Annotated in this window: 8 protein-coding genes; 7 read left to right on the top strand and 1 reads right to left on the bottom strand. The window is 64.5% G+C overall.

Annotation, left to right across the window (positions count from 1 at the left end):
• The first annotated feature begins 152 nt into the window (after positions 1 to 152).
• Complete coding sequence (locus JYG34_RS23575) at positions 153 to 581, top strand: hypothetical protein (RefSeq protein WP_213658575.1); 429 nt, start codon at positions 153 to 155, stop codon at positions 579 to 581.
• 109 nt (positions 582 to 690) lie between these two features.
• Here JYG34_RS23575 and putA read toward each other — a convergent pair whose 3' ends face one another.
• Entirely contained in the window at positions 691 to 4,644 is a 3,954-nt protein-coding gene (gene putA / locus JYG34_RS23570; RefSeq protein WP_213658574.1) for a trifunctional transcriptional regulator/proline dehydrogenase/L-glutamate gamma-semialdehyde dehydrogenase, read from the bottom strand.
• 362 nt (positions 4,645 to 5,006) lie between these two features.
• Between putA and putP the strand changes: the two genes are divergently transcribed.
• The 6 genes from putP to JYG34_RS23540 all read left to right on the top strand — a co-directional run bounded on the left by putP (position 5,007) and on the right by JYG34_RS23540 (position 12,875).
• Complete coding sequence (gene putP, locus JYG34_RS23565; RefSeq protein WP_213658573.1) at positions 5,007 to 6,485, top strand: sodium/proline symporter PutP; 1,479 nt, start codon at positions 5,007 to 5,009, stop codon at positions 6,483 to 6,485.
• A 134-nt stretch (positions 6,486 to 6,619) separates the two neighbouring features.
• The gene (locus JYG34_RS23560; protein ID WP_213658572.1) at positions 6,620 to 7,456 is read left to right on the top strand and encodes a 23S rRNA (adenine(2030)-N(6))-methyltransferase RlmJ; all 837 of its coding nucleotides are present in this window, start codon (positions 6,620 to 6,622) and stop codon (positions 7,454 to 7,456) included.
• 251 nt (positions 7,457 to 7,707) lie between these two features.
• Positions 7,708 to 9,465: a carbamoyltransferase family protein gene (locus JYG34_RS23555; RefSeq protein WP_213658571.1), complete on the top strand. Its 1,758-nt coding sequence runs from the start codon at positions 7,708 to 7,710 to the stop codon at positions 9,463 to 9,465.
• Positions 9,449 to 10,579, top strand: coding sequence for a glycosyltransferase (locus tag JYG34_RS23550; protein WP_213658570.1), 1,131 nt, complete (start codon positions 9,449 to 9,451; stop codon positions 10,577 to 10,579). The genes JYG34_RS23555 and JYG34_RS23550 overlap by 17 nt, the downstream gene beginning before the upstream one ends.
• The gene (locus JYG34_RS23545) at positions 10,579 to 11,475 is read left to right on the top strand and encodes an antimicrobial resistance protein Mig-14 (RefSeq protein ID WP_213658569.1); all 897 of its coding nucleotides are present in this window, start codon (positions 10,579 to 10,581) and stop codon (positions 11,473 to 11,475) included. The genes JYG34_RS23550 and JYG34_RS23545 overlap by 1 nt, the downstream gene beginning before the upstream one ends.
• Entirely contained in the window at positions 11,472 to 12,875 is a 1,404-nt protein-coding gene (locus JYG34_RS23540; protein ID WP_213661248.1) for a PIG-L deacetylase family protein, read from the top strand. The genes JYG34_RS23545 and JYG34_RS23540 overlap by 4 nt, the downstream gene beginning before the upstream one ends.
• The last annotated feature ends 11 nt before the right edge of the window (positions 12,876 to 12,886 follow it).

Below are 12,886 nucleotides of genomic sequence, written 5' to 3'. Positions count from 1 at the left end.
TGGTTATCGCGCCGGCGTGAACGGTAACCGATGCTCGGGCTCCTGTTTGCGAAAACTGGTAATGCCTACAGTTGTTTGTGAATTGGGCTACAAGTTAAGGGCCGATACCTCGGGTACCGTTCGCCAACTTTTGCCAAGGGGTGGGCCCTATCGTGAACAGCAGACGGACAACCTGGTGGTGTTGGGGCGCATTCGATGCGTTGTTGTTGGCTGACTACCTGCTCAAAGTGATCAGTACCGGCAGGGTTCCGTTCCTGTCCGATCTGCTGCGGCTTCCGGCAATCATGAGTGACCATGGTCTGTCCACCGCTTTGCTGATGGCTTTGCGCACGGGTTTTCTATTGTCGTTGGTGGTCAGTTGCGTGCTGTTCTTTGCTCAACACGCTAGCGTGAAATGGTTGGTGGCATTGCAACTGCCTCTACGGCTGCTGTTTTTCATCCCCTCGATTTCGCTGCTCTACTTGTATGCAGGCTTTAGCGCGTCAGCTAATCCCACGAGGGCTCTGCTGACCGTGCTTGCCTGCGAGCTGCTGAAGATTGGCACCCTCTGGTTCTTCAGTAAAAAACAGGCCGCTGCCTGACCCCGAAACACGCATCGCGGGGCCAGTCGCAGCGCTGCACCGCCGCTCCCACGCAGGCCAGGTCGCGACCTGGCGGGAGCGGCGGTGCGCCGCGATGGTATCAGCCGTCTTAACCGATGGTCATCAGGCTGGCGTTACCGCCCGCAGCAGCCGTGTTCACACTCACCGCGCGCTCGATCACCAGGCGCTCCAAGGCGATCTGGTGGTCGCCGCTGGACAGCCCGTGCACGCCGACGATCGCCCCGGCACGCTTGGCCACCTGCTCGCAGATACCGCGCAGCTGGTCGGAGTGACCGTGGTGGATAACCGCGTCGAAGGCCACGTCGTCCTTGTTCCAGTCGGCCACCAGCTTGATCTTCGCTTGCAGCTCTTTCGGCAGGCGGGCGCGCACGGTCTTGGCCGGCTCGCCGTCCTGGAACACCGCCGAGCTACCCACGGCCAGTACCGCCGCCAGCTGCGCCAGCAGATCGGCTTCGTTGTCGGCCAGGCACAGCACGTGCTCGCGCGGCAGCACGGTGTAGGTGTTGCGCTCGCCGGTCGGGCCCGGCAGCACGCGGCTGATACCGCTCTGCGACTGTTCGGCGAACTGCTCGCACAAGGCGGCCAGGTCGCTCATCTGGCTGCCGGCCGCCCAGGTCTTGAGGGTGGTCAGCGGCTTGATCTGCTGGTCGCGCAGGGTGGTGTCGGCCTGGCTGCGCGCATCGTCGGCCTGGAAGTGGCGGGCGATGGCGTCGGCCGGGCGGGTCGACAGCAGGCGGTACAGGTACAGTGGGCCACCGGCTTTCGGGCCGGTGCCGGACAGGCCTTCACCACCGAACGGCTGCACACCGACCACGGCACCGACGATGTTGCGGTTGACGTACATGTTGCCGGCGTTGACGTTGTCCACCACCTTGGCGATGGTCTCGTCGATGCGGGTGTGCACGCCCAGGGTCAGGCCGTAGCCGGAGGCGTTGATCTGCTCGATCAACTGGTCCAGGTCCTTGCGGTTGTAGCGCACCACGTGCAGCACCGGGCCGAAGATCTCGCGCTTGAGTTCGTCGAAGCTTTCCAGCTCGATCAGGGTCGGCATCACGAAGGTGCCGCGCTTGATCTCCTCGCCCTCGGCGATGGCTACTTGGTAAACGGTGCGGCCTTTGTCGCGCATGCCCTGGATGTGCTTCTCGATGCCGGCCTTGGCTTCGGCGTCGATCACCGGGCCGATGTCCACGGACAGGCGCTCGGGGTTGCCCAGGCGGCTTTCGGCCATGGCGCCCTTGAGCATTTCGATCACACGGTCGGCTGAGTCTTCCTGCAGGCACAGCACGCGCAGGGCCGAGCAACGCTGGCCGGCACTGTCGAACGCGGAGGACACCACGTCGATCACCACCTGCTCGGTCAGCGCCGAGGAATCGACGATCATGGCGTTCTGGCCACCGGTTTCGGCGATCAGCGGGATCGGACGGCCCTGGTTGTCCAGGCGGCCGGCGATGTTGCGCTGCAGCAGACGGGCGACTTCGGTGGAACCGGTGAACATCACGCCCTTGACGCGTTCGTCGCCGACCAGGCCGGCACCGACGGTTTCCCCCTGGCCCGGCAGCAGTTGCAGCACGCCTTCGGGGATGCCAGCTTCCAGCAGCAGGCGCACGGCCTGGGCGGCGACCAGCGGGGTTTGTTCGGCCGGTTTGGCCAGCACCGGGTTACCGGCAGCCAGGGCCGCGGCCACCTGGCCGGAGAAGATCGCCAGTGGGAAGTTCCACGGGCTGATGCAGACCACCGGGCCCAGCGGGCGGCAGTTGTCGTTGCGCAGGTCGTTGCGTGCCTGCACCGCGTAGTAGCGCAGGAAGTCCACGGCCTCGCGCACTTCGGCGATGGCGTTGGCGAAGGTCTTGCCGGCTTCGCGCACCAGCAGGCCCATCAGTGGCTGGATGTCAGCTTCCATCAGGTCGGCGGCGCGTTCGAGGATCGCGGCGCGCTCGGCCGGCGGGGTGGCCTGCCAGATCGGCGCGGCGTTCAGCGCGCACTGGATGGCGTTGTCGACGTCGGCGACGGTGGCCTCTTGTACGTGACCCACGATATCGCGGTGGTCGGCCGGGTTGAGTACCGCGGCAGCGGGTTGCTCACTGGCGGTGCAGCCCAGCAGCGGGGCGGCTTTCCAGTCGTTATGGGCGGTGGCCAGCAGGGCGCAGGACAGCGACGCCAGGCGGTGTTCGTTGGCCATGTCGATACCGGCCGAGTTGGCCCGCTCGCTGCCATACAGCTCGCGCGGCATCGGGATGCGCGGGTGCGGCAGGCCAATGCTGCCTTCCTGGGTGCCCATGCGTTCGATGCTGGCGACCGGGTCGGCGACCAGTTCCTGGATGGAGATCGAGTGGTCGGCGATGCGGTTGACGAACGAGGTGTTGGCGCCGTTTTCCAGCAGGCGGCGAACCAGGTAGGCCAGCAGGGTTTCGTGGGTGCCGACCGGCGCGTACACACGGCACGGACGGTTCAGCTTGCCTTCGGAGACCTTGCCCACTACTTGTTCGTACAGCGGCTCGCCCATGCCGTGCAGGCACTGGAACTCGTACTGGCCCGGGTAGTAGTTCTGCCCGGCGATCTGGTAGATGGCCGACAGGGTGTGGGCGTTGTGGGTGGCGAACTGCGGGTAGATGGCTTCCGGTACCGACAGCAGCTTGCGGGCGCAGGCAATGTAGGAGACGTCGGTGTACACCTTGCGGGTGTAGACCGGGTAGCCTTCCAGGCCTTCGACTTGGGCGCGCTTGATCTCGCTGTCCCAGTAGGCGCCTTTCACCAGGCGGATCATCAGGCGGTGGCGGCTGCGCTTGGCCAGGTCGATGACGTAGTCGATCACGTACGGACAGCGCTTCTGGTAGGCCTGGATAACGAAGCCGATACCGTTCCAGCCGGCCAGCGACGGTTCGAAGCACAGGCGCTCGAGCAGGTCCAGCGACAGCTCCAGGCGGTCGGCCTCTTCGGCGTCGATGTTCAGGCCGATGTCGTACTGCTTGGCCAGCAGCGTGAGCGACAGCAGGCGCGGGTACAGCTCGTTCATCACGCGCTCGTACTGGGCGCGGCTGTAGCGCGGGTGCAGGGCCGAGAGCTTGATCGAGATGCCCGGGCCTTCATAGATACCGCGGCCGTGGGAGGCCTTGCCGATCGAGTGGATCGCCTGCTCGTAGGAGGCCAGGTACTTCTGCGCGTCGTGTTCGGTCAGGGCCGCTTCGCCGAGCATGTCATAGCTGTAGCGGAAGCCTTTGCTCTCGAACTTGCTGGCATTGGCCAGGGCCTCGGCGATGGTTTCGCCGGTGACGAACTGCTCGCCCATCAGGCGCATGGCCATGTCGACGCCCTTGCGGATCATCGGCTCGCCGCTCTTGCCGATGATGCGGGTGAGCGAGGAGGTCAGGCCGGACTCGTTGTGGGTGCTGACCAGCTTGCCGGTCAGCAGCAGGCCCCAGGTGGCGGCGTTGACGAACAGCGACGGGCTGTTGCCCAGGTGCGGCTGCCAGTTGCCGGTGCTGATCTTGTCGCGGATCAGCGCATCGCGGGTGCCTTTGTCGGGGATGCGCAGCAAGGCTTCGGCCAGGCACATCAGCGCCACGCCCTCCTGCGAGGACAGGGAGAATTCCTGCAGCAGGCCCTGGACGATGCCGGCACGGCCGCCGGCGCTCTTCTGGTTGCGCAGCTTGTCGGCGAGGCTCGCGGCCAGCTTGTTGGTGGCTTCAGCTTGCGCGGCCGGCAGGCGTGCCTGCTCCAGCAGCATGGGCACGACTTCCTGCTCGGGGCGGCGGTAGGCGGCGGTGATCGCCGAGCGCAGCACCGATTGCGGCAGGATGCTTTCGGCGAATTCCAGGAAGCATTGATGGGCGTGGTCGGTGGCAACCTCACCGGCGTCATCGCCGAGGTTGGCGACATGGCCGTTGAGTTCGTTCAGGGTGGCGCCACCCTCGAGCTTCTCGAGATAGTTGAAGATCGCTTGCTTGATCAACCAGTGCGGCGTGCGGTCGATGGACTGCGCAGCTGCTTTGAGTCGCTCACGGGTCGGGTCGTCGAGTTTGACCCCAAGGGTGGTCGTCGCCATTTCTTATCCTCGTTATTGGCCACGGGCGTGGCCTAAGCTGGAGGCAAGATTAGCCTGTAGGACAATTCGGGTGCAACCGGGTGCAACCCGAAATCTTCATGACAAAGGTGCAACTCGTCTGAAGGACGTTTTTGGATAGCTAAAAGGGGGTGTTTTGGTGCATTTGCTTATGTAAAACGCGATGTTTGCTCCGAAAAGGAGCAAAAAAGAGGCTTTGTCTGAAAAATCATGACTGGGTGCAACTTGCAAATGAAAAATGGTTGCACCTCGTTCATGTTGTTGCATAGGATGCGCCGCCTGGGTGCAACCGTCGTCGTGCACGGCGGTTCGCAAGAGATAAAAACAACGCCAGGGCACAACTCATGGGCAATCCACTAACGATCACCTTCGTGGTCTACATCGCGGCAATGGTGCTGATCGGCTTCGCCGCCTATCGCTCCACCAAGAACCTCTCCGACTACATTCTCGGCGGCCGTAGCCTCGGCAGCGTGGTCACCGCGCTTTCCGCCGGTGCATCGGACATGAGCGGCTGGTTGCTGATGGGCCTGCCGGGCGCCATCTACTTCGCGGGCCTTTCCGAGGCCTGGATCGCCATCGGCCTGACCGTCGGTGCCTACCTGAACTGGCTGTTCGTCGCCGGCCGTCTGCGCGTGCAGACCGAGCACAACGGTGACGCCCTGACGCTGCCGGACTACTTCTCCAGCCGCTTCGAGGACAAGACCGGGCTGCTGCGGATCATTTCCGCGATCGTCATCCTGGTGTTCTTCACCATCTACTGCGCCTCTGGCATCGTCGCCGGTGCCCGCCTGTTCGAAAGCACCTTCGACATGCCGTACGAAACCGCCCTGTGGGCCGGCGCCGCGGCGACCATCGCCTATACCTTCGTCGGTGGTTTCCTGGCGGTGAGCTGGACCGATACCGTGCAGGCCTCGCTGATGATCTTCGCGTTGATTCTGACCCCGGTGATCGTGCTGATCTCCACCGGTGGCTTCGACACCACGTTCATGGCGATCGAGGCGGTGAACCCGGCTCACTTCGACATGTTCAAGGGCGCTACCTTCATCGGCATCATCTCGTTGATGGGCTGGGGCCTGGGCTACTTCGGCCAGCCGCACATCCTGGCGCGCTTCATGGCCGCTGATTCGGTGAAATCGATCGCCAATGCCCGCCGCATTTCCATGACCTGGATGATCCTGTGCCTGGGCGGCACCTGCGCCGTCGGCTTCTTCGGTATCGCCTACTTCTCGGCGCACCCTGACCTGGCGGGCCCGGTCACCGAGAACCACGAGCGTGTGTTCATCGAGCTGGCCAAGATCCTGTTCAATCCATGGATTGCCGGTATCTTGCTGTCGGCCATCCTGGCCGCGGTAATGAGCACCCTGAGCTGTCAGCTGCTGGTGTGCTCGAGCGCCCTGACCGAGGACTTCTACAAGTCGTTCCTGCGCAAGAACGCTTCGCAGAAAGAGCTGGTATGGGTCGGCCGCCTGATGGTGCTGGCCGTTGCGCTGATCGCCATCGCCATGGCCTCCAATCCGGAAAACCGCGTGCTGGGCCTGGTGGCCTATGCCTGGGCTGGCTTTGGTGCCGCCTTCGGTCCGGTGGTGCTGATCTCGGTGCTGTGGAAAGGCATGACCCGCAACGGCGCGTTGGCCGGTATCGTGGTTGGTGCACTGACCGTGATCCTGTGGAAGAACTACGTGGGCCTGGGCCTGTACGAAATCATTCCGGGCTTCCTGTTCGCCAGCATCGCCATTTTGGTGGTGAGCAAGCTGGGCAGCCCGTCGAAGAGCATGGTTTCGCGCTTCGAAACGGCTGATGCGGCGTATCACGCCGACAAGTGATTCGGCGCTGAATCCATCGCGGGGCAAGCCCGCTCCCACGAGCCTTTGCAGGAATTTGTGGGAGCGGGCTTGCCCCGCGATGCTTTTGTGTCTCCTGCAGGCAAGGTAAACTTGCCGCCCCCGCAGGAGTCGCCATGAATTATCGTCACGCCTTCCACGCCGGCAACCACGCCGACGTCCTCAAGCACATCGTGCTCACCCGCCTCATCGCCCTGATGTCGCGCAAGGAGCAGCCGTTCGCCTACATCGACACCCACGCCGGCCTGGGCCTCTATGACCTGCAAGGCGACCAGGCGACCCGCACCGGCGAATACCTCGAAGGTGTCGCCCGCCTGTGGGGGCGCGACGACCTGCCGGAAGTGACCGCCGACTACCTGCGCATCATCAAGCGCCTGAATCAGGACGGCGAGCTGCGCTACTACCCGGGTTCGCCCGAGCTGGCCCGCCGGCTGATGCGTCAGCAGGACCGCGCCCTGCTCAACGAGAAGCACCCTGAAGACGGGGCGCTGCTCAAGGAAAACATGAAGAAGGACCCGCGGGTCACCGTTCACCTTGGCGAGGGCTGGCATATCCCGCGGGCGCTGCTGCCGGTGCAGGAAAAGCGCGCGATCATGCTGATCGACCCGCCGTTCGAGCAGGCCGACGAGCTCAAGCGTTGCACCGTGGCCATGAAAGAGGCGATCGGTCGCATGCGCCAGACCGTCGCGGCGATCTGGTACCCGATCAAGGACCAGCGCTCGCTGACCCGCTTCTACCAGGACCTGACCAGCACGGGCGCGCCCAAGCTGCTGCGGGTCGAGCTGTATGTTCATCACCAGGACAGCCCGCAGGGCCTGAACGGTTCGGGCCTGGCCATCGCCAACCCGCCGTGGGGCCTGGAAGACGAGCTCAAGGCGCTGCTGCCCTGGCTGGCCAAGGAACTGGCGCAGACTGCGGGCAGCTTCCGCATGGACTGGTTGATCGCCGAATAAGCCGCGGCGCGTGCCCCTGTGGAGCGGCCTTGCCGAGGCGTCGGACCGGCCGGAAAGGGCTGCGTAGCAGCCCCGGCGATTTCGCTGGCGACGCTGAAAGCCTGGGGCCGCTTCGCGCCCCTTTCGCGGCACAAGGCCGCTCCTACAAGGGGGCAGTGTGTCCTTGATCTTTGCGTTATAATCCCGCCCTTTAGCCGCCATCCGCCCAAGAGGCCGCTGGCGCATTTCTACCGATTTGAGAGGCTAGACCCTTGGCACTGACGATTCTTGGCCTGTCCGGCGCCCTTAGCCATGACCCTTCCGCGGCCCTGTACATCGACGGCAAGCTGATTGCCGCCGCCGAAGAAGAGCGCTTCGTGCGTGACAAGCATGCGAAGAACCGCATGCCCTACGAGTCGGCGAAGTTCTGCCTGGAGCAGGCCGGCATCAAGCCATCGGACGTTGACGTGGTGGCGATTCCCTTCGCCCCGATCAGCCTGTTCGGCAAGGCCCGCTGGCACTATGCCAAGCGCTACTGGTACGCCCCGGACCGCGCCCTCGACGCGCTGCTGATGGGCAACCGCCGCTACAAGCGCTACCGCAAGAAGATCGTCTGGTGCCTGGAGCAACTGGGCTTCGACCCGAAGAAGATCAAGATCGAGCCGGTCGAGCACCACCTTGCCCACGCCTCCAGCGCCTACCACTGCTCGGGCTTCAAGGAGAAGACCGCGATCCTCGGTATCGACGGCAAGGGTGAGTACGCCACCACCTTCTTCGGCTACGGCGAAAACGGCAAGATCCACAAGATCAAGGAATTCTTCGATCCGGACTCGCTGGGTGGCCTGTATGGCGCAATCACCGAGTTCCTCGGCTTCGAGATGCTCGACGGCGAGTTCAAGGTCATGGGCATGGCGCCGTACGGCGATGCCAGCAAGTACGATTTCTCGCGCCTGGCCAGCTTCGAAAACGGCGAACTGGTGATCAACACCGAGTACGCCAACGTCATCGGCCTGCGCCGCTATAAAGAGAAGGGCAAGGGCTTCTACTTCTCGCCCAAGCTGATCGAGTGGCTGGGCCCGAAACGTGAAGGCGACATCGCCGACGAGCCGTACATCCACTACGCGGCGAGCATGCAGGCGCTGTTCGAGAAACTCGCCCTGCAGATGATCGACCACTACCTGGGCGACACGTTGAAGGAAACCGGCAAGCTGGCCTTCGCCGGTGGCTGTGCGCTGAACGTCAAGCTCAACCAGAAGATCATCGCCCGTGACGACGTGAAAGAGCTGTTCGTCCAGCCGGCTTCCGGTGACGCTGGTACCGCGGTGGGTGCCGCTGCTTACGTGTCCCACGCCCGTGGCGTGCCGGTCGAGAAGATGGAACACGTCTATCTCGGCCCTGCATACTCCAACGAAGACGTGATTGCCGCCTGTGCCCGCCACCCGAGCCAGCCGAAATGGCGCAAGCTCGAGAACATGCCTGAGCAGATCGCCAAGATCATGGTCGACGGCAACCCGGTGGCCTGGTTCCAGGGTCGCATGGAGTTCGGCCCGCGCGCGCTCGGTGGTCGCTCGATCATCGGTTGCCCAAGCGTGGAAGGCGTGGCCGACCGCATCAACCACCAGATCAAGTTCCGCGAGCGCTGGAGGCCTTTCTGCCCGTCGATGCTCGACACCGTCGCGCCGCAGATGATCAAGATCGACCACCCGGCGCCGTTCATGACCTTCACCTTCGAAGTGGCTGAAGAGTGGAAGACCCGCGTGCCGGAAGTGGTGCACGAGGACGGCACTTCCCGTGCCCAGGTGCTCAAACGCGAGTACAACCCGCGCTACTACGACATGATGAAGGCACTGGAAGAGCTGACCGGCAACGGCGTGTCGCTGAACACCTCGCTCAACCGCCGTGGCGAACCCATGATCTGCTCGCCGACCGACGCCCTGAACATGTTCTTCGGCTCGGATCTGCAGTACCTGATCATGGAAGACATCCTGGTGGTCAAGGATGGCGCGGCGCCGTATGACCAGCCGCTCTGAACCCCGGATCCTGCAGTTCTGCCATGGCTATGACGGGCCGTTCCTCGATTGCGCCCGTCAATATGCCAGCCTGTTCCAGGGCAGCGGCTACAAGGTCACCACCGTCTTTCTCACCGGGGCAGCCGACGCGCAGGTCGCGGCCGGCTGCGCCTCGGACGAGGTGCTGTTTCTCGAGTTCAGCTCCAAGGCCGTGCGCGGCCTGAAGCTGGGCGCGATCCGTGCGCTGCGCAAGATCGCCGCGCAGCGCAATTTCAGTTTCTGCATCGCCCACCGCTTCAAGCCGATCTACGTGGCACTGCTGGGCACCGGCTTGCCGGTGATCGGCGTGCATCACGCCTTCGGCGACTACCAGCGCAAGGGGCGGCGCCTGTTCGCCAACCTGTTCCGCAGGCGCCTGAGCCTGCTGGGTGTGTCGGATGCAGTGCGCGACGACATGCGCCGTTGCCTGGCGCAGTGGCCGGACGAGCGTATCCAGACCCTGTACAACCGTGTCGATGTCGCGGCGTTGCAGGCCACCCTGGTGCCGCGCGACGAGGCGCGGCGGGCCCTGGGGCTGGATGAGCAGGCCTGGGTCGTGGGTAACGTCGGGCGCCTGCACCCGGACAAGGATCAGGCCACCTTGCTGCGCGGCTTTGCCGAAGCGCTGCCGGGGCTGCCTGCCGGTGCGCGCCTGGCGATTCTCGGCAAAGGGCGCCTGGAGGCGAAGCTCAAGGCGCAGGCCGTCGAGCTGGGGGTCGCCGACCAGGTCGATTTTCTCGGCCAAGTGCCGGATGCCCGCCGCTATTTCCAGGCGTTCGATGTATTTGCCCTTAGCTCGGACCACGAGCCGTTCGGGATGGTCCTGCTCGAGGCGATGGTCGCTGGCGTGCCGGTGCTGGCCACCGCTTGCGGCGGCGCCCGCGAAGTCGTCGAAGGCGTGGGCGTGTTGTTCCCGTTGGGCGACGCCGCGCAGCTGGCCCAGGCCCTGAAACATATGGCCGGGCTTGATGCGCAGCAGCGCGCGCTGTGCGCGCAGCATATGCTGCAACGCCTTCACGAGCGGTTCAGCGACCAGGCGGTACGCGATGCTTTCTGGCAGCTGCCGCATGTGCGCGCGCTGGTGGCGGAGGCCTGATGCTCAAGCACATCCAAGCCTGGCGCGAGCGTGGCTGGCAGGTCATCGACGCGGCCACCTACAACGACGCCTGGCAGCGTTTCGGTGGCAGCGTGGCCACGCATCCACGGGTGATCGAACAACTGGCCGACCTCGCGCAAATCCCGGTGCGTTACCTTGGTTGGGTGCAGGGCGGTGAGCTCAAGGCCGCATTGCCAGCCTGGGGCCGCCATCTGGCGTTGTCCAAGGACGTGCTCAAGCGTCACGGCAAGAAAGGCCTGTTCGACCTCGGCAACGCCGAGATCATCCTGCCGGCCGCCATAAACGCGGCGGCGCCGTTGCGCCATGCCGGGCGCTACCTGTCGGAACTGAACCAAGGCCGCTTCAGTGGCCTGAAGGCGCAACCCGAGCAGTTGGCCATGGCCCGTGCGCACGAAGACCTTTCAAAGAAGTTTCGCTACAACCAGCGACGCGAGCTGCGCCTGCTGGAAGAGGCGGGCGGCCAGGTGCGCCCGATCAGTGAGTTCACTGCCAGCGAAATCGCTACCATGTACTGCGACCTGTTCCAGCGTCGCTGGGGTTTCCCGGCCACTGGCGCGGCACGTATGGCAGAGGTGGTCGAGCGCCTGCGCGAGCTGCTGATCGGCTCGGTGTTGTTCCTCGACGGGGCGGCCATCGCCATCCAGCTGGTATACCGGGTCGAGGCGCCCGAGTGGATCAGCGTGGAGTATGTCAATGGCGGTGTCGACCCAGAAACCAAGGCCTTCAGCCCGGGCAGCGTGCTGAGCTTCCTCAACACCCAGGCCGCCTGGGAGGATGCCAACGCTTGCGGCAAGGCACTGCGATTCTCGTTCGGTCGTGCCGACCGCGAATACAAGGACCGTTGGTGCAACCCCGTGCCGGTATTCCAGTCGTGAGCCGCAAGCAGCAGTTGCTCAAGCGCCACCGGCGTAACAAGCGCCTGGGGTTGCTGGTGGGCCTGCTGATGCTGGTCGCCCTGGGTGTGTTCGTTGCGTGGTGGTTGCCGCTGTTGCTGCTGCCGCTGTTGTGGGCAGTGCACGAAGCGTGGTTCGCCGATCACCTGTTCTACTCGCCGGGCGAAGACTACGCCTACCGTTTCGCTGAGGACACTCGCGAAGTCGCAGCAAGCCTGCAGGGCGATCTGCTGCAAACCGATGTTGTGCTGCAGGGTGACGAGACACTGATCCTTGAAGTCGGTGTCCGCAGCAGTTGGCTCGGACGCTTCCTCGACCCTCGCGTCGAGCTGCTGGCGGGGGCCGCCAGCGACGTGCAAACGTTCGAGCGTGGCGTCAAAGGGGCGCGCTTCCTCAACCTGACGGGGTTGGCCGAATCGCTTATGGCCGGTACGTTGCGCCTGCGTGGTCGGCATTGCCGATTGCAGGGCGCGCCGCGCCTGTGGATAACCCCTGCGGTCGAACTGCGCAAACGCCGGGTGATGGTCATCGCTCCCCATGCCGACGACGCCGAGCTGGCGGCTTACGGCCTCTACAGCCAGGCCGACGAAACCTGGGTGGTCACCCTGACCGCCGGTGAGATCGAAGCCGAGCATTATCAGGCCATGGGGCTGGCCAAGGCTGAGGCAGCCAGGCTGAAGGGCCGCCTGCGTGCCTGGGACAGTATCGCCGTACCACGCTGGGCTGGTGTGCCGGAGTCGCGTTGTGTGCAGTTGGGTTATTTCTGTCTGCAACTGCCGGCGATGCAGGCCGCGCCGGATCAGCCGATAGGCTCGCGTGAAGCCGACATGGCCGATATTCGCCCGTTCCGCTGTTTCAATCCGCTTGCGCTGCCGGCCGATGCCGACGGCGCGCCGACCTGGCACAACCTGCTGGCCGACCTGCGTGCCCTGCTCGAGATGGCCCGGCCCGAGGTGCTGGTGATGCCGCATCCGGTGCTGGATCCGCACCCGGATCACATCTGTGCCCAGGCCGCCGTGCTCGAAGCGCTGCAAGGTCTGGCGTGGCAGCCTGAAACCTTGCTGTGCTACGCCAACCACCTGCATGACAACGACCGCTGGCCAATGGGCGACAGCGGTGATGGCGTGGCCTTGCCGCCGCAACTGGAAGCCGTTGAAGCCTGGGCGCCCTGCAGCCTGGTGCTGGACATCGACACCCAGCGCGACAAGGCCATGGCCCTGGGCATGATGCACGACCTGCAACCCGCGCCCCCTTTCAAGCGTCGCCTGCGCCGAGCGTTGCAACGCTGGCTGGCAGGGCGCCGCCCATCGCCGTATGGGGAGAACGAGTTCTTCCGCAAGGCGGTGCGCCGACATGAACTGTTCTGGCGTCGCGACCTGTGAGCGCCCAAGGA

The sequence above is a fragment of the Pseudomonas entomophila genome (assembly GCF_018417595.1).
GTDB classification, from domain to species: Bacteria; Pseudomonadota; Gammaproteobacteria; order Pseudomonadales; family Pseudomonadaceae; genus Aquipseudomonas; species Aquipseudomonas entomophila_C.
The sequence above is the reverse complement of the archived record's forward strand: the minus strand, read 5'-3'. Positions and strand labels throughout refer to the sequence as shown.